This is a genomic window from Microbacterium pullorum (genome assembly GCF_014836535.1).
In the GTDB taxonomy this organism is placed as follows: domain Bacteria; phylum Actinomycetota; class Actinomycetes; order Actinomycetales; family Microbacteriaceae; genus Microbacterium; species Microbacterium pullorum.
Genome location: NZ_JACSQP010000008.1, coordinates 93736 through 115843 on the forward strand (window position 1 = coordinate 93736; position 22108 = coordinate 115843).

The 22108-nt window shown below is 68.9% G+C and carries 20 protein-coding genes; 13 read left to right on the plus strand and 7 right to left on the minus strand.

Translation table 11 applies throughout. The annotated features are described in order from the left end of the window. Positions 1-602: 602 nt before the first annotated feature. The gene (locus tag H9651_RS12590) at positions 603-1031 is read right to left on the minus strand and encodes a hypothetical protein (RefSeq protein ID WP_191719674.1); all 429 of its coding nucleotides are present in this window, start codon (positions 1029-1031) and stop codon (positions 603-605) included. A gap of 627 nt (positions 1032-1658) precedes the next feature. Between H9651_RS12590 and H9651_RS12595 the strand changes: the two genes are divergently transcribed. From H9651_RS12595 to H9651_RS12605, 3 genes are read left to right on the plus strand one after another with little or no spacing between them, the layout of a single operon-like run. Then, positions 1659-2600 carry a ParA family protein gene (locus tag H9651_RS12595; protein ID WP_191719675.1) on the plus strand — a complete coding sequence of 314 codons (942 nt, stop codon included), beginning with the start codon at positions 1659-1661 and terminating at the stop codon, positions 2598-2600. Next, a complete protein-coding gene (locus H9651_RS12600; RefSeq protein ID WP_191719676.1) occupies positions 2600-3700 on the plus strand; it encodes a ParB/RepB/Spo0J family partition protein in 1101 nt (366 codons plus the stop codon). Before H9651_RS12595 ends, H9651_RS12600 begins: the two co-directional genes overlap by 1 nt. A 34-nt stretch (positions 3701-3734) precedes the next feature. Next, positions 3735-4079 carry a tryptophan synthase subunit alpha gene (locus H9651_RS12605; protein WP_191719677.1) on the plus strand — a complete coding sequence of 115 codons (345 nt, stop codon included), beginning with the start codon at positions 3735-3737 and terminating at the stop codon, positions 4077-4079. Positions 4080-4144: 65 nt separating this feature from the next. On the opposite strand, the gene trxA is transcribed toward H9651_RS12605, so the two are convergent. From trxA to H9651_RS12625, 4 genes are all read right to left on the minus strand, one after another. Beyond that, positions 4145-4468, minus strand: a complete 324-nt coding sequence (gene trxA, locus H9651_RS12610; RefSeq protein WP_191719678.1) for a thioredoxin — start codon at positions 4466-4468, stop codon at positions 4145-4147. Positions 4469-4528: 60 nt separating this feature from the next. After that, positions 4529-5521 (minus strand): thioredoxin-disulfide reductase, encoded by a 993-nt coding sequence (gene trxB / locus H9651_RS12615; RefSeq protein WP_191719679.1) that lies wholly within the window; start codon positions 5519-5521, stop codon positions 4529-4531. Positions 5522-5626: 105 nt separating this feature from the next. Beyond that, positions 5627-7219: a murein biosynthesis integral membrane protein MurJ gene (gene murJ, locus H9651_RS12620; RefSeq protein ID WP_191719680.1), complete on the minus strand. Its 1593-nt coding sequence runs from the start codon at positions 7217-7219 to the stop codon at positions 5627-5629. Then, the gene (locus H9651_RS12625; protein WP_191719681.1) at positions 7216-9432 is read right to left on the minus strand and encodes a DUF6049 family protein; all 2217 of its coding nucleotides are present in this window, start codon (positions 9430-9432) and stop codon (positions 7216-7218) included. The genes murJ and H9651_RS12625 overlap by 4 nt, the downstream gene beginning before the upstream one ends. A gap of 118 nt (positions 9433-9550) precedes the next feature. On the opposite strand from H9651_RS12625, the gene H9651_RS12630 reads away from it, so the two are divergent. The 5 genes from H9651_RS12630 to H9651_RS12650 all read left to right on the plus strand — a co-directional run bounded on the left by H9651_RS12630 (position 9551) and on the right by H9651_RS12650 (position 16176). Next, on the plus strand, positions 9551-11071 hold the full coding sequence (locus H9651_RS12630) for a DUF7059 domain-containing protein (RefSeq protein WP_191719682.1): 1521 nt from the start codon (positions 9551-9553) through the stop codon (positions 11069-11071). A 38-nt stretch (positions 11072-11109) separates the two neighbouring features. Beyond that, positions 11110-12537, plus strand: a complete 1428-nt coding sequence (locus H9651_RS12635; RefSeq protein WP_191719683.1) for a CCA tRNA nucleotidyltransferase — start codon at positions 11110-11112, stop codon at positions 12535-12537. 168 nt (positions 12538-12705) lie between these two features. After that, positions 12706-14043 carry a GAF domain-containing protein gene (locus H9651_RS12640; protein ID WP_191719684.1) on the plus strand — a complete coding sequence of 446 codons (1338 nt, stop codon included), beginning with the start codon at positions 12706-12708 and terminating at the stop codon, positions 14041-14043. A gap of 113 nt (positions 14044-14156) precedes the next feature. After that, positions 14157-15704: an acetaldehyde dehydrogenase ExaC gene (gene exaC / locus H9651_RS12645; protein WP_191719685.1), complete on the plus strand. Its 1548-nt coding sequence runs from the start codon at positions 14157-14159 to the stop codon at positions 15702-15704. 67 nt (positions 15705-15771) lie between these two features. After that, positions 15772-16176, plus strand: coding sequence for a DUF779 domain-containing protein (locus tag H9651_RS12650; RefSeq protein ID WP_191719686.1), 405 nt, complete (start codon positions 15772-15774; stop codon positions 16174-16176). Here H9651_RS12650 and H9651_RS12655 read toward each other — a convergent pair. Both H9651_RS12655 and H9651_RS12660 read right to left on the minus strand, forming a co-directional pair. Then, entirely contained in the window at positions 16095-16658 is a 564-nt protein-coding gene (locus tag H9651_RS12655) for a hypothetical protein (RefSeq protein ID WP_191719687.1), read from the minus strand. The two genes, H9651_RS12650 and H9651_RS12655, sit on opposite strands and share 82 nt — an antisense overlap. A 16-nt stretch (positions 16659-16674) precedes the next feature. Next, entirely contained in the window at positions 16675-17922 is a 1248-nt protein-coding gene (locus H9651_RS12660; protein ID WP_191719688.1) for a hypothetical protein, read from the minus strand. Between the two features lie 326 nt (positions 17923-18248). Here H9651_RS12660 and rpsF point away from each other — a divergent pair, with 326 nt between their 5' ends. From rpsF to dnaB, 5 genes are all read left to right on the plus strand, one after another. Continuing rightward, the gene (gene rpsF, locus H9651_RS12665; protein WP_225216752.1) at positions 18249-18605 is read left to right on the plus strand and encodes a 30S ribosomal protein S6; all 357 of its coding nucleotides are present in this window, start codon (positions 18249-18251) and stop codon (positions 18603-18605) included. A gap of 5 nt (positions 18606-18610) precedes the next feature. After that, entirely contained in the window at positions 18611-19129 is a 519-nt protein-coding gene (locus H9651_RS12670) for a single-stranded DNA-binding protein (RefSeq protein WP_191719690.1), read from the plus strand. A 34-nt stretch (positions 19130-19163) separates the two neighbouring features. Beyond that, positions 19164-19418 (plus strand): 30S ribosomal protein S18, encoded by a 255-nt coding sequence (rpsR, locus tag H9651_RS12675; protein ID WP_133541417.1) that lies wholly within the window; start codon positions 19164-19166, stop codon positions 19416-19418. Between the two features lie 11 nt (positions 19419-19429). Then, the gene (rplI, locus tag H9651_RS12680) at positions 19430-19882 is read left to right on the plus strand and encodes a 50S ribosomal protein L9 (protein ID WP_191719691.1); all 453 of its coding nucleotides are present in this window, start codon (positions 19430-19432) and stop codon (positions 19880-19882) included. Between the two features lie 380 nt (positions 19883-20262). Next, positions 20263-21624 carry a replicative DNA helicase gene (gene dnaB / locus H9651_RS12685; RefSeq protein WP_191719692.1) on the plus strand — a complete coding sequence of 454 codons (1362 nt, stop codon included), beginning with the start codon at positions 20263-20265 and terminating at the stop codon, positions 21622-21624. The last annotated feature ends 484 nt before the right edge of the window (positions 21625-22108 follow it).

Genomic DNA, 22108 nt, shown 5'->3' on the forward strand with positions numbered 1-22108 from the left:
CACGGGCGAGCAGCGACGGACATGACCATCTGCTGTGGTTGCGTCGCGACTGCACAATCACAACAATTCTCCGCCATCCCCGAGCCGCCCAGGAACTCCCGCCCGCGATCCGCGGATGTGGTGGCGTAGGCGAGGATGGCGCGCAGGAACACCGCAGTGATGCGCTCGGGCCGCCGGGACTGCGGGTGGTCGCGATGTTTCACGTGAAACGGGCAGCACTGGCACCTCGCGCCCGATTCGTGGTGTCTGTCTGGCATGCAACGCATACCCGATAACGGCGAGAGTTCGTCAAACGCACTCCCCTGCCTGGTGCCGGCGCCTCGAGCACACGAAGCCACCACGATCCGGTGCACGGAGGTCAACTGGCCATTCCGACTCGCGCTCGGCCCTGGTCGTCGATTGTTTCGCGTGACCGGTTCCGTAGTTCACTTCTGCGCAGGGCGCAGGCACCGCGATCTCCGCAGTCGCGCGCGTTCGCCTCGCATCTCGGCGTTTCACGTGAAACGCCGAGGTTCGTTGATGCGGCGCAAGGTCACCCATCGACGGGGAGCACTCCCGGTCGGTCGGATAGCTGTCTTGCGGTGACCGGGTCTCTCCGCGGGTCATGCGAGACGCGGGCCATGAAGGTACTTCGTGAAGGACAGGCCCGCCCCGCACTCCGAATCGATACACGGGAAACCGATGGCGGCGATATGGACGCGGATCTCCGTGCCGGCGCCCTGATCGCGGACGTTCGCGCCCTTGTCGCGCCGATGGTTGGCGCGCAGGAGACAGAATGCGTGGAGATTCGGCCAGTTCGCGCGGCGTTTCACGTGAAACTGTCTGTCTGGCAGCCGGACGGTGGTGATGTCGATACACAAGTCCGGGGGCGCGTAGTCGGACGTCGGGATCGGGCCGAAGAGACGCCGCCGGCACTCTTCACCGGGAGCTGCGGCTGGTGCGGACTTGTGGTGAACATACGCCGCAATCCAGTCGCACGTCGTGGCACTGCCGGCATCTCCGGTCCGTCGATCTTGGGCGAAGATCCTCACGCGGCCTGGCCAGCAGCGCACACCGGGCGATGTTTCACGTGAAACGGCGATGACGCCCGCGGGTGAGCACTCGGTGTGTTTGGGAGAGCAGTCTCCAGCGCGGACCGGGGGTGACGGGATGAAACCACCCCTCTCCCGTCATACGCCTTCGGCTCGGCGGTGCCGGCGTACGCGCCCATTCGCGTCTCCCGGACCATCGGCCGCATGCCCGTGGTGCGACTCGGATGAGGGGATGCGCGTATCACCCGCGGGTTCGCCGGCGTATGGCGGACGGTTGCGCCCCCTTGCCGACGGCATGATGTCAGGCTCGGACGCGCCAGGGGAAGCTCCGTTTCACGTGAAACAAGCAGCCGTTGCGGGGTCGGAACGGAGGGCGATCTCACGGCTAGCTCGGGCAGCTCGCGGGCACCCACAGCGATGGCTGCGCGTTGCGGGTCGCCGGTCAATGGCGTGCGACACGCCAGATCGGCCCGGTGTGCCCCAATGCGCCACAGATCGTGGCGTGCGAGGTGCTGCCCATGGCGACGAAACCGGTGATGTTTCACGTGAAACAGGTGCTCGAACGGTCAGCGGTGGGGGTGGGGTCGCGTAGGGTTGTACAGGTTGGTCGTCGAGCAAAACGGAAGGATGTTTCACGTGAAACAACCCGAGAATGGGGCCGGATCGGCATCCTTCTCCCTCGACGATTCACCTCTCGCGCGTGAACTTCTCGATTTGACCGCCCGGCGCCGTGCGCTGGACACAGCAGAGGTGCACCTCAGTGGTCAGACCCGCATCCTGACGGTGTCGAATCAGAAGGGTGGCGTGGGTAAGACCACGACCGCGGTGAACATCGCCGCCTCGCTCGCTTCGGTGGGCGCCCGCGTGCTGGTGATCGACCTCGACCCGCAGGGCAACGCCTCCACGGCCCTCGGCGTACCGCACTCGGCCGACACCCCGAGCGTGTACGACGTGCTGATCGATGACTTTCCACTCGCCGACATCATCCAGGTGAGCCCCGAGTCCCCCAACCTGCTCTGCGCCCCCAGCACCATCCACCTGGCCGGAGCCGAGATCGAACTCGTCTCGCAGGTGGCGCGTGAGCACCGCCTCAAGACCGCGCTCGAGGACTACCTCGATGCCGTCGAAGAGCGTCTCGACTTCGTGATCATCGATTGCCCGCCGTCGCTCGGGCTGCTCACGATCAACGCATTCACGGCCGCCGACGAAGTGATGATCCCCATTCAGTGCGAGTATTACGCGCTCGAAGGCCTCAGTCAGCTTCTCGGCAGCGTGCGCATGATCCAGAAGCACCTGAATCCGCAGCTGCACGTCTCCACCATCCTGCTGACGATGTACGACGGGCGCACGCGACTGGCGCAGCAGGTGGCCGAAGAAGTGCGCTCGCACTTCGCCGAGCAGGTGCTGCACACTGTGATCCCGCGCTCGGTGCGCGTGTCGGAGGCGCCGAGTTTCGGTCAGACCGTCATCGCCTACGATGGGCACTCGGCCGGCGCCGTCGCCTACCGCGAAGCCGCCGTGGAGATCATCCAGCGAGGCGACACAAACAACAGTGAAGGAACACCCTGATGGCGAAGCGAACAGGCCTCGGACGAGGTATCGGCGCACTCATCCCCACCGCGGAGCCCTCGGAGGCCCGCCCCGTCGATGTGTTCTTCCCGGGTGTGTCGCGCAAGGCCGAGGCCGCGGAGGCCGCCGCTGCCGAGGCGCTGAAGGCGGTGGGTGGCGAGGATGCCGCGGCGCCCGTCTCTGCGGAAGCCGCCGACTCCCCCGCGACCGCTGCCGAGCCGGACACGGCCGACGCCGAGCCGGACACGGCCGACGCCGCCGACGTGGAGCCGACGCCTGAGCTCGTGGCCATCCCCGGGACGCGCCTCATCCAGGTCGACCCGAATGAGATCGTGCCCAACCCGCGGCAGCCCCGCACGCACTTCGATGACGACGACCTCGCGGAGCTCGTGCACAGTGTGCGGGAGTTCGGTGTGCTGCAGCCGGTCGTGGTGCGCACCAACTCCGACGGCAAGTACGAGCTCATCATGGGTGAGCGCCGCACGCGTGCGTCGCGGGAGGCCGGCCTCACCTCGATCCCCGCCATCGTGCGGGACACCGAAGATGAGCACCTGCTGCGCGATGCGCTGCTGGAGAACCTGCACCGCTCCAACCTGAACCCGCTCGAAGAAGCATCCGCCTACCAGCAGCTGCTCGAGGACTTCGGTATCACCCAGGAGGAGCTGGCCACCCGGATCGGTCGGTCGCGTCCACAGATCAGCAACACGATCCGCCTGCTGAAGCTCCCCATCCCGGTGCAGCAGCGCGTCGCCGCCGGTGTGCTCAGCGCCGGTCACGCCCGCGCCGTGCTGTCACTCGAAGAGCCCGAAGCCATGCAGCGGCTGGCCGACAAGATCGTGAACGAAGACCTGTCGGTGCGTGCCGCCGAGGCCGCCGCGAAGGCTCCGGATGCCGGTGCGTCGCGGCGCGTGCCACCGAAGGCCGGCGCACGGCGCGCGCACCTCGACGAGGTCGCCGAGCGTCTGGGTGACCGCCTGAACACCAAGGTCAAGATCAACATCAGCGCCAGAAAAGGCCAGGTCGTGATTGATTTCGCGACGATCCAGGACCTCAACCGAATCCTCGCCGAGATCGGCGAGACCGAGTTCGGCGCGCACTGACGCCAACGTCCGCGGGCCCACGTAGGCTTGAAGGATGACAGCGCACGAGAACACCCCGCCTCGGCGGGCGAGTCTCGAACTGCTGCGCGCCGAAGCGACCGACGAGCTGTCGGTGCTGGTCTACGAGCGGTTGCGCGGCGGTGAGGACCCGTGGGATTTCATGGAGGACCTGCCCAGCGTCGATGAGCTCGTGGTGCTCATGCTGCGCGCCGAGAACATCGCCTCAGACGGCGGCTCCCGCCCCACAGAGGCCCGCAATTACCGGGTGCTGCGCCAGATCTCGCTCGACTATCCCGAGCTCACACGCGCGGTCTGGCGGCTGCTGGGGTCCGAACCCCACCGGCGGTGGGATGCCACGGTGCGCGCCGACGCTCCCTGACGCTCCCCACACACGCGAGAAGGCCCGGCCAGACGAATCCGACCGGGCCTTCTCGCTGAGCCGTCTCAGCCGATGTAGGCGGCGAGGTCCTGCTCGAGGGCGAACTTCGGCTTCGCGCCGATGATCGTCTTCTCGACCTCACCCTTGCGGAACACCTTCATCGCCGGGATCGAGGTGATCTGGTACTTCATCGCCAGATCGGGGTTCTCGTCGACGTTGAGCTTGAGGATCGTGATCTTGCCGGGGTGCTCGGACTGGATCTCGTCGAGGATCGGCGAGACCATGCGGCACGGGCCGCACCATTCTGCCCAGAAGTCGACGAGCACGGGCCCGTCGGCGTCGAGGACGTCCTGCTGCCAGTTGCTCGAGGTGGTGGCCTTGGCTGTCATGATGCTCTCCTTCGGGAAGTCTGTCAGTGGGTCCAACGTGGGCGCGGAGGCGATTGTTCCTCAGGCCCCGACGGTGGCGGCATCGGGCAGCCCGTCGATCTGTGCGGCATCCGTCGCCGGGAGTGCCGCCTCACCGCGTGCGGCGAGGTAGTGCTCGACGTCGAGGGCCGCCACCGTGCCGCTGCCGGCGGCGGTGACCGCCTGACGGTAGGTGGGGTCGATCACGTCGCCCGCGGCGAAGACGCCGGGCACCGAGGTGCGCGACGAGCGGCCGTCGACCCAGACGGTGCCCTCGGGGGTGAGGGCGAGCTTGTCGTGCACGAGGTGCGTGCGCGGGTCGTTGCCGATCGCGACGAACACGCCGTCCAGCGCCAGTTCGCGCCGCGAGCCGTCGACGGTGTCCTCCAGCACGACGCCGTTGACCGCGTCGTCGCCGAGGATGTCCACGACCGCGCTGTTCCACACGAACTCGATCTTCTCGTTCTTGAACGCCCGCTCCTGCATGATCTTCGATGCGCGCAGCTCGTCGCGGCGGTGGATGACATACACCTTCGAGGCGAACTTGGTGAGGAACGTCGCCTCTTCCATGGCCGAGTCGCCGCCGCCGACGACGGCGATGACCTTCTCGCGGAAGAAGAATCCGTCGCACGTGGCGCAGTACGACACCCCGCGGCCCGAGAGGCGGGATTCGCCCTCGATGCCGATCTTGCGGGGCGCGGAGCCGGTGGCGAACACGATGGCCTCGCCCTCGTGCACGGCGCCGCTGCCGAGGGTGACGGTCTTGGTGTCACCGGTCACATCGAGCGAGACGACGTCGTCGTAGAGCACCTCGGCGCCGAAGCGCTCGGCCTGCTCCTGCATCTTCGTCATGAGATCGGGGCCCATGATGCCCTCGGGGAAACCGGGGAAGTTCTCGACATCGGTCGTGTTCATCAGTTCGCCGCCGGCTTCGACGGAACTGGCGATCACGAGGGGTTCGAGGTTGGCGCGGGCGGCGTAGATGGCGGCGGTGTAGCCGGCGGGACCCGAACCGATGATGATGACCTGACGCACGTGTGCTGCTCCTTCGACGGCGGGCAGGATTGCCCGCTCCTGTCTTCAACACATGCTAACCGTGGGTCATTCCGCCCGCCCCCGGTGCACCCGCGCGGCGTGGAGTCAGCGCTTGCCGGGCAGGACGCGGCGCACGAGGCCGAGGGCGACCTGCAGCTCGGGGGCCCGCAGCAGGGCGAGCATGCCGACGTAGATCGCGGCGACGATCGCTCCGATGAGCATGGTGCCCACGGCGCCCTGCAGCTTGTCGGCGACCATCCAGCTGTCCTGGGCCCCGACGGCGAAGAAGACCAGCCAGCCGGCCGCCCCCGCGGGAAGGGCCGCCAGCACGAACCGTCCGATCGCGGGCAGCCAGCGGCCGGCGCCGAGGCCCCCGATCTTGCGGCGCAGCATCACGGCCGCGATCACGAGGGCTACCGTGAGCGCGATGGACTGGCCGAGGGCGACGCCCGCCGCGGTGAGTCCTGCGGGAAGGGTGGATGCCAGCAGTGCGGTCACGGCGACGATGACGGCCTGCACGAGCGAGAAGACGAACGGCGTGCGGGTGTCGCCCAGGGCGTAGAACGACCGCTGGATGGTGAAGAGCACGGCGATGGGGATGAGCCCCACCAGGTAGCCGCCGAGCACCAGGGCTCCCTCGACGGCTGTCGCGGCGTCGTTGGTGAAGATGCGGGAGACCGGCACGGCGGCGGCAGCCAGCGCGGCGGTCGCCCCCACGATCAGCACGCCGATCGAGCGGATGCTGGTGTCGATGTCGCGCCGCATGTCATCGATGCGTCCGTCGGCGGCGTGCTCGCTGAGCTGGGTGAAGTAGGGGATGCCGATCGACAGCACGATGATCGAGTACGGCAGCATGAAGATGAGGTTGGCGTTGCCGGTGACCATGTTCGCCGCGGCACCCGCGTCTGAGGCATCCGACAGCACGTTGGACTGCACGATCGCGCTCAGCTGGGCTACGAGCACCATGAGGAACGTCCAGCTCGCCAGCCGGCCGATGACGCCCAGACCCATGCCGCGCCAGTGGAAGTCGGGCCGCAGGTGCAGGCCGGTGCGGCGCCAGAACACCAGCAGCAGCGCGGCCTGCAGCACGATGCCGAGCGTCGCGGTGCCCGCGATGAGGGCGATCATGGTGGCATCCCAGCCGGCGATGGATGACTGCGTGCCGTAGAGCACGATGAAGGCGCCGAACCCGATGATCGAGACGACGTTGTTGACCACCGGCGTCCACGTGTACGGACCGAACACGCGGCGTGCGTTGAGGGTCTCTCCCAGCAGTGCGTAGAGGCCGTAGAAGAAGATCTGCGGCAGACACCAGTAGGCGAACACCGTCGCGAGGGCGTGCTGCTCGGGGGAGAATCCGCCGCCGTAGAGCGAGACCAGCAGCGGCGCGCAGGCGACCGCGATCGCGGTGATGACGAGCAGCACCACCGCGCCCAGGGTGATGAGCTTGGAGATGAACGCCTCGCCGCCGTCTTCGCTGCGGCCGGCGGCGACGATCTGCGGCACGATGACGCCGGTGAGGATGCCCATCGAGACGATGAGGAAGATGGCGTTGGGCAGCTGATTGGCGACGACGAAGGCATCGCCCGCCATCGCCGTGCCGATCGCCGTGACCAGCACGATCGATCGCAGCAGCCCGGTCACCCGCGAGACGAGTGTTCCAGCGCCGATCATGACGCTTGCCCGGCCGATGCTCATCGCTGTCCGTTCTGGTCGGTGTCGGTGTCGGTGTCGGTGTCGGTGTCGGTGCTGGTGCTGGTGTCGCCCGCCGTCTGCTCGGCGGCCGCTGCACGGCGGCGACGCACCGTGCGCACCAGACCGATCGTGAGTAGGCCGACCACGACGATCGACAGCGCGGAGATGCCGATGACCTCCCAGTCGGCACGCACCATCACGGTCGCCGTCTGGGAGGCGCCGATGGGCAGGTAGCGGGGGGAGAGCAGTTCGAGGCGCAGGTCGACCTCGCCGTTGCCCACGTGCGCCTCGACGGGGATCTCGACGCGGGTGTTGCTGTCGGGCGCGGCGCGCACGGTGGTCGCGCGTTGCACCAGCAGACGGGGGTCACCGGGCTGGGCGATAAGGACGACGTTGACCGGCCATTCCAGGCTGTTGCGCACGAAGATGCGCAGGGGCACGTTCTGGCCGACCAGGTTGATGTCGGTGAGCTGGGGGATGCTGACGGATCCGAGCGTGCGCGTGGTCGCCTCGCGATGCTCGCTGACGGCGGTCTGCCATCCGGCCGGGTCGGGGAGCCATCCCCCACCGAGCAGCTGCAGCAGATCGGCGCGCTCAGGCGCGGTGAGCACCGTGGGGTCGTCGAGGATCGTCGCGAAGTCGGCGAGGGCCGCTTCGTCCTCGCGCAGCGCGGTGACCGCGGCGGTGCGCGCGTCGTCCGACGACGCGTCGTCGATCGACACCTCGGCGGGTTCGGCGGCGAGGAGCGCTTCGAGGCCGGTCGACGCCGCTCCCGGTGCGGTCTCGACCGTCGACAGCGCGGTGGTGATGCCCAGTCTCGAGCGGCCGTCGCCGCGGTCGAGGGTGACCAGCAGGGGGCGGCCGTCGCTCTCCTGCACCGCGAATACGAGTTGCGCGGTCGCCTCGGTCAGTGCCGCCGCGCGCAGCGCGCTCTCGTCGGTCATCGACGCGCGCTGCAGAGCGGCGGAGGTCGCTGAGTCGTACACCAGCACGGATGCCGCGTCGACGGCCCCCCGCGCCGGCACGGTGCCCGCGTCGGCTCCCTGCGCCGTGGTGTCGGAGGCGATCAGTGTCGCTGTGGGCCCTTCGTCGGTGTTGAGCGCGCCGAGGGCCGACACGACGTTCGCGCCGGCGGTGCCGGTGAACGGCCAGTACATCCCGCCGCGTGCACCGTCGATGGTGAGCAGCTCATCGAGGCTCGGGTAGACCGGGTCGCCCGGTGCTGTGGTCGGTGAAGGGCTGGGGGTGACCCCGGGAGTGGCCGTCGCTGTGGGGGTCGGGTCCGGCGTCGCCGTCGGCGTGGGGGTGGCGGCGGCATCCGGAATGAAATCCGCCGCGGCGAGGTAGGGCTGCAGGGTCGTCGGAGCCAGGGGAGCCGCCAGCCCCGAGTCGATCTGAGCCGCGACGTCCGCATCACCGAACTGCAGTGCGAATCGCTCGTTGGGCAGCGATTCGAGTCGCTCGAGCCACGCGGTGGCGCCGGCGGGCGCCGAGGTGCCGAGCACGCGGATCGCGGCCGCGATGGCGGGGTCGATCGCGAGGATCGCGCCGGTGCCGTCGACCGCCTCGAGCTGCGCGGTGAGCTCACCATCGGGCGCGGTGAGCGCGAGCAGCTCGTCGGACGACAGCAGGCCTTCGCCGAGCGCCGGAGCCGTGATCGGCACCACGACACCCACCGGCACGGGCGTGACAGCGTCGTCGGGGACGATCAGCACGCTCGTGGCGACGAGCGTGCCCGATTCCGATGCCACGGTGGCGCGGAGCGCGTAGACCCCCGGCGCCCTGCCCGCCAGCTGCGGATCCTCCGGCGGCACCATGATCCCCGTCGTGCCGCGCTCCCCCGGCTCGACGGGCTGCGCCTGACCGGTGGCCAGCACCGTGAGTTCGCGGCCGCTCCCGTCGCCGGTGAGCCAGCCGGTGAGGGCGGCGCGGTCGGCCAGTGCCGCTTCTCCCACCTCGAGCACGACCTCCGCGGCGGGTGTGGCCGCGGCGGTGTCGTTCGTGAGCGACACCGAGAGTGACAGCGTCTCGCCGGGTCGGACGACGCCGTTCCCCACCGGAGCGAGCGTCAGCTGCGGTGCGTCGGCGACCGTCTCGGGGTTCGGCTCGGTGGCGCCGGTGGCCGGCAGCACGGGCGTCAGCGTCAGCAGGACCAGCACCGCGGTCAGCAGTGCAACGATCCACGGACGGCGTGGCACGGTGGGGATGTCGGTCATGGTGGGCTTCTGCTCGGGGTGCGATCCATGACCGCACATCAGAGCGATTCTAGGCCGAGCCCTCCTCTGAGCATCCCGAGTGCTCGGGCGATCCGCCGGATGCGGGTTGAATGGGACGATGCCGCTCTCCCCCGATCCTGCCCTGTGCCGGTCCCTCGCCGCCGACCTGCGCGACGCGGGCTTCACCGCCGATGCGCTGCGCACTGCCTGGGGCGACTCGGCGGATGCCGCCATCGCACGCGGTGTGCGCGCGCCCGCCGAGCGGGCCCTCGCCGGACGCACCGACCCCGTCGCAGTGCTGGCGCGGTTCTTCGTGCTCGGTCTGTCGCAGCCCGCAGTGGCGCTGACAGCGACGCTGCGGCGCACCGCGGTCTCGGGGCTGGTGGCGCTCGACCTCGCCGCACCCGAACACGACGCGACCGTCGCCCCACGTGCGCTCATCCGACCGCAGGAGCTGGTGGATGCCGCCGGCGACATACAGTGGTGGCTCGCGAGCGACCTCGATGAGACGGCCCTCGGCGGGCCGCTGCCCGAGGGTCACGTGCTCGGCGTGGGCGGTGCCTCACTCACCCTCGCCGGGCTGCAGCTTCCCGGGCATGTCGCCCGGGTGCTCGACGTCGGCACCGGCTGCGGCATCCAGGCGCTGCGCGCCCGCCGAGACGCAGATCACGTCGTCGCGACCGACATCTCGCCCCGCGCCCTCTTCTTCACCGAGTTCAACGCGGCACTCAACGGCGTGGACGGCATCGAGGTGCGTCACGGAAGCCTGTTCGCGCCGGTGGCGGGCGAGCAGTTCGACCGCGTCGTGTCGAACCCGCCGTTCGTGATCACGCCGCGTGCCGAGGGCGTCCCCGCCTATGAGTACCGGGACGGCGGTCTGGTGGGCGATGCGCTCGTGGCGGGGTTCATCCGGGGGGTCGGCGAGCACCTCGCCCCCGGTGGGGTGGCGCAGCTGCTGGGCAATTGGGAGTACCGCGACGGCGAGGATGGGCTCGATCGGGTGCGGCAGTGGGTGGCGGCATCCAATATGCCGCTGGACGCATGGGTTGTCGAGCGGGAGGTCCTCGACCCGCTCGAGTATGCGGAGCTCTGGATCCGCGACGGCGGCACCGTCGCCGGGTCCCCCGCGTTCTCCCGGCTCGTGACGGCGTGGCTCGACGATTTCGCGGCGCGCGGCGTGACGGGGGTGGGGTTCGGCTATGTTCTGCTGCGTCGGCCGGAATCGGGCGCACCCACCCTGTCGCGGTACGAGCGCCTGACCCAGGCCGTGCCGGCACCGCTCGGCCCGCACCTGCAGGCCGCCCTCGTCGTACACGATCGGCTCGCCACGCTCGACGACGCTCAGTTGGCGGCAGCCGTGCTCGCCGTCGCGGCCGATGTCACCGAGGCACGTCACCATCTGCCCGGCGCGGAGGCGCCGAGCGTCATCGAGCTGCGTCAGGGCGGCGGATTCGGGCGCACGCTCGACGTCGACCCGGCGCTGGCGGGCCTCGTGGGCGCGTGCGACGGCGACCTGCCCGTGGGCGTGCTCATCGACGCGATCGCGGACCTGCTCGAAGTGGATGCCGCCGCGCTCCGGGCCGACCTTCTCCCCCGCGTGCGTGAGTTGCTGTTCACAGGGTTCCTGACGTTCGCCTGAACACGGCGCGGACGGCGACGCTCGGTAGGCTCGACCCCATGCTCAACATGGCCGAGGGCCTCGCCCGTGCCGCCGCACTGGCCGCGTCGCCGGTGGTCGACACGTTGGCTGCGACATTCGCGAATGCCGGCTTCGAGCTGGCGCTGGTGGGCGGGCCGGTGCGCGACGCGCTGCTGGGTCGCACGACCAACGACCTCGACTTCACCACGAACGCGCGCCCCGACGACATCCTGCGCATCGTGAAACCCGTCTCGACCGCGCAGTGGGACATCGGCCGCGAGTTCGGCACGATCGGCGCGCGCGTACGCGGCGAGCAGGTGGAGATCACCACCTACCGCGCCGACGAGTACGACGGCGCGACCCGCAAGCCCGTCGTGGCGTTCGGCGACGACCTCGAGGGCGACCTGGCGCGCCGTGACTTCACCGTCAACGCGATGGCGCTGCGTCTGCCCGGCCCGACGCTCGTCGACCCGTCCGGCGGTGTGGAAGACCTCGTCAGCGGCATTCTGCGCACCCCCGTCGACCCGGGCATCAGCTTCGGCGACGACCCGCTGCGCATGCTGCGCGCGGCGCGGTTCAGCGCCCAGCTCGGGTTCGACGTCGACCCGGCGACGGTCGCGGCGATGGCCGCCCGCGCCGACACCCTGTCGATCGTGAGTCCCGAGCGCATCCAGGGCGAGCTGGTGAAGCTGCTGCAGGCCGACGACCCGGTGCGCGGCATCCGTCTGCTGGTCGAGACCGGTCTGATGGCGAAGTTCCTCCCCGAGGTGCCGGCGCTGCGACTCGAGATCGACGAGCACCACCACCACAAAGACGTCTACGAGCACTCGCTGACCGTGCTGCGGCAGGCCATCGAGCTCGAGCACGAGCGTCATCCGGATGCCGCACCCGACGTGCCGCTGCGTGTGGCGGCGCTGCTGCACGACATCGGCAAGCCCGCGACGCGGCGGCTCGAGGAGGGCGGCGGGGTCACCTTCCACCACCACGACCTCAAGGGCGCGCGGCTGGCCCGCAAGCGTCTGCAGGCGCTGCGCTTCGACTCCGACACGATCGGCTCGGTCACCAAGCTCATCGAGCTGCACCTGCGGTTCTTCGGCTACGCCGAGGGGGCGTGGAGCGACTCCGCCGTGCGACGCTACGTGCGCGACGCCGGCGACGAGCTGGAGCGGCTGCACATCCTCACCCGCGCCGACGTGACGACCCGCAACAAGCGCAAGGCCGCGCGTCTGCGCTCGGCGTACGACGACATCGAGCGTCGCATCGACGAGCTGGCCGAGCAGGAGCAGCTGCAGTCGATGCGGCCGGCGCTCGACGGCAACCGCATCCAGGAGATCCTCGGCATCCCACCCGGACCCGTCGTCGGCGAGGCGTACCGCTTCCTGCTCGACGTGCGCCTGGACGAGGGCGTCGTCGACGAGGCCGAGGCCGAGCAGCGCCTGCGCGCCTGGTGGTCCGCCCGCCCCTGACCCCGCCACGGCCGTGAGACGAATGCGGACGGACGAGACCGCGGGTGACACCCATCGTCTCGTCCGACGGTATTCGTCTCAGCGGGAGAGGGGCCCCGGGGGCCGGTGCGCGGCGGGGGGTGGCGGGCTACACTGACCGCACGCTCCCCACCGCCGATCGGAGCTGCCATGTCGTCATGGTCGACGCGTCGCGATGTCTCACCCGAGAACGCCCGCCTTCTGATCGAGCGTGCCCACGAGGAGTTCGTCGCCACCGGCGACGCAGATGAGCGTCGTCTGCGCGACGTGCGGGCCCTCGTGCGCGAGTCATGGCGCCGCTCGCGCGCCGGGCACGTCGGCGCCGAGGGACTGCCGCCGCTCGACATGTCGGCCGCACAGCTCGAGGCCTACCGCCTCACGCACCCGCTCGCCGGCGTCATGGACATGGTGCGCGCACTGCTGCTGCCCGGTTCCGCCGCCGACGCGGGTGTCGCCGTTGCGGTGGGCGATGCCGCCGGCCGCCTGCTGTGGGTCGAGGGCGACACCCGGGTGCGCACCCTCACCGGCGACATGGGGTTCGTCCCCGGGGCCGACTGGTCCGAGCGCGCGGTGGGCACCTCGGCGCCGGGCACCGCGCTCGCACTCGGTCGCTCCGTGCAGATCCGGCAGGCTGAGCACTTCAACCGGCTCGTGCAGCCGTGGTCGTGCACCGCCGCGCCCGTGCACGACCCCGAGACGCATCGCCTCGTGGGCGTCATCGACGTCACCGGCGGGTCCGAGGCGGTCACCCCGCAGGCGCAGCTGCTGGTGGATGCCACGGCGCTCGCGATCGAAGGCGAACTGCTGGTGGCGCGCTTGCGGGCACGCGCCGCCGCCCCGGCATCCCGCCGCCCCCGCGCGCGGATGCCCACCGCGCGCGGCGGCGAGCCGACGCTCGCGACGCTGCGGGTGCTGGGGCGCGACCGGGCGCTGCTGGAGGTCGCCGCGGGCGGCGTCGAGACCATCACCGAGCTGACGGCACGGCACGCCGAGATCCTGCTCATGCTTGCGACGCATCGCCAGGGCCTGTCAGCCGAGCGCCTGGGTGAGCTGGTGTACGGGCAGGCGGATGCCGCCCTGACGCTGCGCCCCGAGATGGTGCGGCTGCGCAAGGTGCTCGAGCATGCGGCGCCGCACCTCGTGCGGCAGTCGCGGCCGTACCGCCTGACCGCCGAGCTCGAGACCGACGCGCACCACGTGCTGTCGCTGCTCGATCGCGGCGCGCACCGCGTCGCGCTGACCGCCTACCGGGGGTCGGTGCTGCCCGACTCGGTCGCGCCGGGCGTCGAGCAGCTGCGCGAGAGGGTGCGGGTCACGCTGCGGGAAGCACTCCTGGCCGAGGCATCCGTCGACGTGCTGATGGCGTACGCCGACTCGGTGGATGCCGCCGATACCGACGTGCTGCGGCTGTGCCTGACGCTGCTCCCCGCCCGCTCCCCCAAACGGGCCCACATCCTCGCCGCTTTCGCCGCCCTCGTCGCCGAGTGAGCACTCGTGCCCGCGCGTGCCGCGCGGTGGCCGTGCAAGGGGATGCAACCTTCGGCGGCGTACGGTCGGCGATGCGCGGCGATGGGGCCGCGCGTCGCGTCGAAGGAGACAACATGACCATCGTCGAAGAGAGCGTCTCGAGCGTTTACGCCGCACCCGGCCAGCGCGGTGCCATCGCCGAGTATCGCCCGCGGTACGGCCACTACATCGGCGGCGAATTCGTCGAACCGGTCAAGGGCCAGTACTTCGAGAACATCACCCCGATCACCGGCAAGCCGTTCTGCGAGGTGGGCCGCGGCACCGTCGAAGACATCGACCGCGCCGTCGACACCGCGTGGAAGGCGTTCGAGGGCTGGAAGAAGACGACACCGGCCGAGCGCGCCGTGGTGCTCAACAAGATCGCCGACCGCATCGAAGCGAACCTCGAGAAGATCGCCGTCGCCGAGACGTGGGAGAACGGCAAGCCGGTGCGTGAGACGCTCGGCGCCGACATCCCCCTCGTGGTCGATCACTTCCGCTACTTCGCCGGGGTGCTGCGCGCCCAGGAGGGTTCGCTCAGCCAGATCGACGAAGACACCGTCGCCTACCACTTCCACGAGCCGCTGGGCGTGGTCGGTCAGATCATCCCGTGGAACTTCCCGATCCTCATGGCCACGTGGAAGCTCGCGCCGGCGCTGGCGGCGGGCAACTGCGTCGTGCTCAAGCCCGCCGAGCAGACACCGGCATCCATCCTCTTCCTCTTCGACCTCATCGGCGACCTGCTGCCGGCGGGCGTCGTGAACATCGTCAACGGGTTCGGCATCGAAGCCGGGGCACCGCTCGCGTCGCACAAGCGCATCCGCAAGGTGGCGTTCACGGGCGAGACCACCACGGGGCGCCTCATCATGCAGTACGCCTCGCAGAACCTCATCCCGGTGACACTCGAGCTCGGCGGCAAGTCGGCCAACGTCTTCTTCGAGGATGTCGCCCGCGAGAAGGATGCGTATTACGACAAAGCCCTCGAGGGTTTCACATTCTTCGCCCTCAACCAGGGCGAGGTGTGCACGTGCCCGTCGCGGGCGCTCATTCAGCGGTCGGTGTACGACGGCTTTCTCGCCGACGGACTCGACCGGGTAGGCAAGATCGTGCAGGGAAACCCGCTCGACCCGGCGACGATGATCGGCGCGCAGGCATCCAATGACCAGCTCGAGAAGATCCTCAGCTACATCGACATCGGCAAGAAGGGCGGCGCGAAGCTGCTCGCGGGCGGGGAGCGCGTCGACCTCGGCGGCGACCTGAGCGGCGGCTACTACGTCGCGCCCACGGTGTTCGAGGGCACGAACGACATGCGCATCTTCCAGGAGGAGATCTTCGGCCCGGTCGTCTCGGTGACTTCGTTCGACGACTTCGACGACGCCATCAGCATCGCCAACGACACCCTCTACGGTCTCGGCGCCGGCGTGTGGAGCCGCTCCGGCGACACCGCCTACCGGGCCGGACGGGCCCTCGAGGCGGGCCGGGTCTGGACGAACACGTACCACCAGTACCCCGCTCACGCGGCGTTCGGCGGGTACAAGCAGTCGGGCATCGGGCGCGAGAACCACCTGAAGATGCTCGACCACTACCAGCAGACCAAGAACCTGCTGGTGTCATATGCCGAAGGGGCCATGGGCTTCTTCTGAGTCGCCGCCGCCGGGCGGAGGGGTCGTCGGGGGGCACCCCTCCGCCCGGTTCTCCAGGGAGGTCACGATGGTCAGTATCGCCACGTATCAGCGCGTGGATGTGACGGATGCCGCGGCCGCGCTGCTGCGGCAGCTCACCGAGCAGCACGGCCCGCTCATGTTCCACCAGTCGGGCGGCTGCTGCGACGGCAGCGCGCCGATGTGCTTTCCGGTGGGGATGTTCCTCACCGGTCCGAGCGACGTGAAGCTCGGCGAACTCGACGTCGGGCTGCCGCAGCCGATCGAGGTGTTCATCTCGGAGGCGCAGTTCGAGTACTGGAAGTACACCCACATCACCATCGACGTCGTGCCGGGTCGCGGCGCGGGCTTCAGCGTCGAGGGGCCGACGGGCTACCGGTTCATGATCCGCTCGCGCATGCTCACCGACCCCGAGCTGTCCCACTTCGGCCTGGCCCCCGCCCCCGCCCCCTGACCGCGACCGTCCCCGCCACCGTGAGACGACAACTGGCGGACGAGACAGTGGGTATTTCCCATGGTCTCGGCCGCCAGTATTCGTTTCAGCGATCGGATGCCGGGCGGGCGTGGCAGGTAGCTCATCCCGTTCGCCCGGGCGAAGCAGTCGAGCCGGTAGCGGCGGGTGGCCGCACCTGACCGCGAGATGACGAGGGCGACGATGCCCACCAGGCCGATGCCCAGCAGAAACAGCATCGACGGGATCCTCTCCGACAGGGCGAGACCGACCGAAGAGGATGCCCCGGAGCTCAGCGCCTCGAACACCAGCGCCCCGATGAAGAACGCCGCCACCACCACGAGGGCGACGATGCTCGACACCACACCGTTCTCGGCGCGGCCCGACGCATGCAGCTCCCGGGTGAACGCGCGCACGTCGGCGCGGGTCACCGGCTCGGTGAGAGGTCGGGCGTCGAACGATGCGGATGCCGTGGGCTTGCTCATCGGGAACCGTTCCGGGTCAGCGGCTCAGGAGGCTGAACAGGCCGAACATACCGGTCTGCATCCCGACCCAGAGCACCGCGAACAGTCCTATCAGCACGATCGTCCCCCGCGGGATGCGGCGGCGGAGGCGCTGCCCCTGCCGCGCGACCCCGACGGGAGGGCGCAGCTGCGCGGTGGGCGGGGTGAAGGGAAGGCTCTGCGCACCCATCGCGGCCGCACCCATCGCGGCCGCACCCGGTGAGGTGGCACCCGGTGCGGGGGTGCCTGCCTGTCCCGGGTGCGCCGTCATCGGCTGCGGGTGGGCGAGCCTCTGGCCGTGCTGCTCAGGAAACACCAGCCGCTCGTCGCGCCAGCGCTCCCACTGCGCGATCTTGCCCAGCAGCGCACCCACGACCGAGAACAGCCATGCCCACATGCGCGGATCCAGGGTGGAGAAGTCCCGCCGGGCATAGAGGAAGAGCCAGTCGTCGACGATCTCGACGTCGAGCTCGGCGGCGTTGTCGATGAGTCGGGCCATGATGTCGGGCGTGAACAGGTAGAGCGCGTCGCGTTCGTATCCCGCCGGGCAATACAGGCGGAAGTAACGGTCGAAGTCTCCTTCCAGGCTCAGCAGTTGCTCCTTGTCGAAGCTGGCAGGCAGGTTCGAGCCCAGCAGGCCGTTGTTGCCGACGGCATCCAGCACGATGTGCGGCAGCGGCGCGCTCAGCTTGACGGCGATGTACCCCCAGTGGTGGGTGGTGCTGTTCTTCCCCGACCCCGTCGTGTACCGGTAGTTCGCGAACTCCACGAAACGCGGCTGCGTGCCGCGGAGCAGATCGCTCGCCACCCGCGCCCGGCCCTGGTGGAAGATCATGCCCGGCAGTGGCGGGTCCGTCGCCTCGGGGTACCAGGTGAGGCCGTTCGCGCCGGCGAAGCGATCCAGCCGGTAGGCACGCTCCCGCCCGCGGCGGGCATTGCGCACCAGGTAGAAGATGATGAACGCCACCACCGCGGCGACGAACAGCAGCGGCAGCAGCCCCACCAGTGCCAACGCACCGAAGCCGTCCGACGATGAGAGCCCGATGAAGAGGAAACCGACCGGCGCGAATGCGCCGAGACCGAACACGGCGATCACGACGAGCGCGATGATCGCCTGCACGTTGCGCGATCCCGGCGTCCGCCCAGTCGCCGCCAGGTGATGTCGGTGCGCGGCGATGGCGGCAAGGTCGACCGGTTCGACGAGGGGCCGGGCGTCGAACGGCTCCGCCGGCGCAGGTGTCGTCATCACAGGAATCCTTCCCAGGGGTCGAACAGGCCGGTCGCCCAGGCAGCGCCGAGAGCGACGAGCGTGCGCGTGGCACTCGGCTGCTTCCCCTGCACGCCGCTCACGCTATCGAACGCGGGGCGGGGATGCCGCGAGACAGCGATTGCGCCCTCGCGTCGGTCGATGGCCGCGGCATCCGCTAGACTGTCGTGGTTGCCCGTCTGGCCGCGCCCCTGTGCGCACGCGAGCGGGCACGTGCACACACCCTCCTGCTTCCGGGAAATGCCCGGGAGCCGTTCTAGTCCGAAGGAGGTGGGTCAGTGACGCACACGCACCAGTACGAACTCATGGTGATCCTCAACCCCGAAATCGACGAGCGTCTCGTCGCCCCGAACCTTGAGAAGTTCCTCAAGGTCATCACGAATGATGGGGGCACGATCGACAGCCTCGACATCTGGGGTCGCCGTCGTCTCGCGTACGAGATCGAGAAGAAGACCGAAGGCGTCTACGCCGTCGTCAACTTCACTGCCACGGCCGAGGCCACGCAGGAGCTCGACCGTCAGCTGAAGCTGAGCGAGCAGATCATGCGCACCAAGGTTCTGCGCGCCGAAGACGCCATCGCTATGGTCGCCTCCGAGAAGGAGCGTTCCGACGCGAAGGCCGCTCGCAAGGCTGCCGCGCCCGCGAAGGCCCCGAAGGCGTAACCACCATGGCTGGCGAAACCGTCATCACCGTTGTGGGAAACCTCACGGCAGACCCCGAACTGCGTTACACGCAGGGCGGACTGCCCGTCGCGAACTTCACGATCGCGTCGACGCCGCGCACCTTCGACCGTCAGGCGAACGAGTGGAAGGACGGCGAAGCGCTGTTCCTCCGCGCGTCCGTGTGGCGCGATTTCGCGGAGCACGTGGCCGGTTCGCTCACCAAGGGCATGCGGGTCATCGCCAGCGGTCGCCTGAAGCAGCGGTCCTACCAGGACCGCGAGGGGCAGAACCGCGTCTCTATCGAGCTCGAGGTCGACGAAATCGGCCCGTCGCTGCGTTACGCGACCGCACAGGTCACGCGCACCAGCAGCAGCGGTGGCAACAACAGCGGCGGCGGCGGGGGCGGACAGCAGTCCCGCCCGGCGCAGCAGCAGGTTGCCGACGAGCCGTGGGCGACCCCCGGTTCGGCAAGTCCCGACGCGTGGAGCGCCCCCGGCGCTTACGGCGACGACACACCCTTCTGATCCTCGGATCAACCAACACTCGTAAGGAAACACCATGGCTGGAAAGTCGAGCGGCGACCGCCGCAAGCCGCGGAAGGGCGCGAAGAACGCTGCCCCCGCGAAGGCGATCCGTGTCGGCGTCATTGACTACAAGGACGTCGCCACTCTCCGCAAGTTCATCTCGGAGCGCGGGAAGATCCGCGCCCGTCGTATCACCGGGGTTTCGGTGCAGGAGCAGCGTCTGATCGCCAAGGCGATCAAGAACGCCCGTGAAATGGCGCTCCTGCCCTACGCCGGCGCTGGCCGGTAAGGGGTCCCGACATGGCAAAGCTGATTCTCACGAATGAGGTCGCCGGGCTCGGAAGCGCCGGCGACGTGATCGAGGTCAAGAACGGGTACGCCCGCAACTACCTCATCCCCCAGGGCTTCGCAGTGGCCTGGAGCCGCGGTGGCGAGAAGCAGGTGGCGTCCATCCGCGCCGCCCGCGACTCCCGCGCGATCCACGACCACGAAGAGGCCGTGGCCCTGAAGAACTCGCTCGAGGGCACCAAGGTGCGTCTGGCCGTCAAGGCCGGCGCCGAGGGTCGCCTGTTCGGTTCGGTCAAGACCGGTGACGTCGCTGACGCGGTCAAGGCTGCCGGGCTCGGCGAGCTCGACAAGCGCAAGATCCACATCACCACGCCGATCAAGGCCGTGGGCGAGCACGAGGCGACGATTCGCCTGCGTGACGACCTCACCGCCGTGATCACGCTGCAGGTGGTCGCCGCCAAGTAAGCGGTGCGACAGGACGGATGCCGTGGACCCTCGGGTCTGCGGCATCCGTCTTTCTTGTGTGCGCTCAGGCGTGGTTTCTGCTAGGCGTACGGGCTCCAGGCTGTGCATAACGCGGGCGCCATCCCCAACCTTCAACACTCACTTCAATCACAATCCCATCCACAGGGTGTGAATTAAAAAATCCCAGGTAGAGAGGGCTAAATTGGTTGTGGACTTCTGTCATCCCGGGCGTTTTCCACAGGCGTTGTACACAGGCAGGGCGGCGTTTCGCGCAATCTCTCCACAGAGTTATCCACAGGCTCGGTTGCAACTGTCAGAGGTCGTGCATAGCGTGAGTTCGTCCCACCCCGACATCCCCAACCCGACGGAGGTATTCGCGCGTGTCGATCGCTGACATCTCCGAAGAACGACTCGGTGGCCGCCGAGAGAACGAGCGCACCCCGCCGCACGACATCCTCGCTGAGCAGAGTGCCCTGGGGGGCATGCTGCTGTCGAAGGATGCCGTCGCCGACGTCATCGAGACGCTGCGCGGTGCCGACTTCTACGTGCCCAAGCATGAGCTGATCTTCGAGGCCATCCTCAGCCTCTACTCGCACGGTGAGCCCACCGACGTCGTCGCCGTGACCGATGAGCTCATCAAGTCGGGTGAGCTGCAGCGCGCCGGCGGTGCTGACTACCTGCACTCGCTCACGTCGATCGTGCCGACCGCGGCCAACGCCGGCTACTACGCCTCCATCGTCTCCGAGCGGGCGCTGCTGCGCCGCCTTGTCGAGGCGGGCACCCGCATCGTGCAGATGGGCTACTCGGGTCAGGGTGAGGCCGTCGAGCTCGTCAACAACGCGCAGGCCGAGATCTACGCCGTCACCGGCGCCGAGGCGGCCGAGGACTACGTGCCGCTCGAGACCGCAGTCACCTCGGCGATCGACGAGATCGAGGCCGCCCGCGGACGCGACGGCTCCATGACCGGTATCCCCACCGGCTTCGCGCAGCTCGACGAGTTGACCAACGGCCTGCACGGTGGGCAGATGATCGTCGTCGCCGCCCGCCCCGCGATGGGTAAGTCCACGCTGGCGCTCGACTTCGCCCGCGCCGCGGCCATCAAGCACAACATGCCCACGATCTTCTTCTCGCTCGAAATGGGCCGCAGCGAGATCGCCATGCGACTCATGAGCGCCGAGGGCGCCGTGCCGCTGCAGAACATGCGCAAGGGCACGCTGGACTCGCGCGACTGGACGACCATCGCTGCGACCCGCGGCCGCATCAACGACGCGCCGCTGTACATCGACGACAGCCCCAACATGACGCTCGTCGAGATCCGCGCCAAGTGCCGTCGCCTCAAGCAGCGCGTGGGGCTGAAGATGGTCATCATCGACTACCTGCAGCTGATGACCAGCGGCAAGAAGGTCGAGTCGCGTCAGCAGGAGGTCAGCGAGTTCTCGCGTGCCCTCAAGCTGCTCGCGAAGGAGCTGCAGGTGCCCGTGATCGCGCTCTCGCAGCTGAACCGTGGTTCTGAGCAGCGCACCGACAAGCGCCCCCAGGTCAGCGACCTGCGTGAGTCGGGCTCGATCGAGCAGGATGCCGACATGGTCATGCTGCTGCACCGCGATTCGGTGTACGACAAGGACACCCGTCCCGGCGAGGCGGACCTCATCGTCGCGAAGCACCGTAACGGCCCGACCGCGACGATCGAGATCGCCTTCCAGGGACACTTCTCGCGGTTCACCGATATGGCTCCGGTGTAACGCAGCGGCGTGTAGGTTCCGCGCGATGATGTCGGATTCCAGGATGAGTTGTCGGCGACTTGTCGGATACGACATTTGCGGCGGATTTGGCCAGCCGGCTGGGAGGGTGGCCGAGTTGAGGAAGAGGCGGGTGTCACCCGTCGTGCGTAGCGTTGGCGTGGTTCGTTCGTGCAGGGGTTTCCCGCACGGTGGAGTTTGGAATCTGGGGAGAGGCGTTCCACGTGGCTGAGACAGCGGTCGGATGGTTGAAGGATTTGACGGGGCTTTACACGCCAACGTCGACGCAGTTCGACGCAGCGCGGGGGCACCGAGCGTCTATCGAGAATCGGTTGGATGCCGAGTTCGGTGTTCGGGAGATGTTTGAGATCGGATCGCTTAAGCACGGCACGGGCGTCTGGACCTATAGCGGCTCATCGCATTTGAGCGTGTAGTGCTGGTCTGAACCCGCCGGCTTCGAGCAGGGATCTGGCGATGTAGTTGGCGA

Coding starts and splice junctions, on each gene's coding strand:
- H9651_RS12650 (WP_191719686.1), top strand. CDS start 15,772: ATGGTCAGTATCGCCACGTATCAGCGCGTGGATGTGACGGATGCCGCG.
- H9651_RS12625 (WP_191719681.1), bottom strand. CDS start 9,432: ATGACCGACATCCCCACCGTGCCACGCCGTCCGTGGATCGTTGCACTG.
- exaC (WP_191719685.1), top strand. CDS start 14,157: ATGACCATCGTCGAAGAGAGCGTCTCGAGCGTTTACGCCGCACCCGGC.
- H9651_RS12655 (WP_191719687.1), bottom strand. CDS start 16,658: ATGAGCAAGCCCACGGCATCCGCATCGTTCGACGCCCGACCTCTCACC.
- H9651_RS12595 (WP_191719675.1), top strand. CDS start 1,659: ATGTTTCACGTGAAACAACCCGAGAATGGGGCCGGATCGGCATCCTTC.
- rpsR (WP_133541417.1), top strand. CDS start 19,164: ATGGCTGGAAAGTCGAGCGGCGACCGCCGCAAGCCGCGGAAGGGCGCG.
- H9651_RS12605 (WP_191719677.1), top strand. CDS start 3,735: ATGACAGCGCACGAGAACACCCCGCCTCGGCGGGCGAGTCTCGAACTG.
- H9651_RS12660 (WP_191719688.1), bottom strand. CDS start 17,922: ATGACGACACCTGCGCCGGCGGAGCCGTTCGACGCCCGGCCCCTCGTC.
- H9651_RS12630 (WP_191719682.1), top strand. CDS start 9,551: ATGCCGCTCTCCCCCGATCCTGCCCTGTGCCGGTCCCTCGCCGCCGAC.
- rplI (WP_191719691.1), top strand. CDS start 19,430: ATGGCAAAGCTGATTCTCACGAATGAGGTCGCCGGGCTCGGAAGCGCC.
- murJ (WP_191719680.1), bottom strand. CDS start 7,219: ATGAGCATCGGCCGGGCAAGCGTCATGATCGGCGCTGGAACACTCGTC.
- rpsF (WP_225216752.1), top strand. CDS start 18,249: ATGGTGATCCTCAACCCCGAAATCGACGAGCGTCTCGTCGCCCCGAAC.
- H9651_RS12635 (WP_191719683.1), top strand. CDS start 11,110: ATGCTCAACATGGCCGAGGGCCTCGCCCGTGCCGCCGCACTGGCCGCG.
- H9651_RS12670 (WP_191719690.1), top strand. CDS start 18,611: ATGGCTGGCGAAACCGTCATCACCGTTGTGGGAAACCTCACGGCAGAC.
- H9651_RS12600 (WP_191719676.1), top strand. CDS start 2,600: ATGGCGAAGCGAACAGGCCTCGGACGAGGTATCGGCGCACTCATCCCC.
- trxA (WP_191719678.1), bottom strand. CDS start 4,468: ATGACAGCCAAGGCCACCACCTCGAGCAACTGGCAGCAGGACGTCCTC.
- H9651_RS12640 (WP_191719684.1), top strand. CDS start 12,706: ATGTCGTCATGGTCGACGCGTCGCGATGTCTCACCCGAGAACGCCCGC.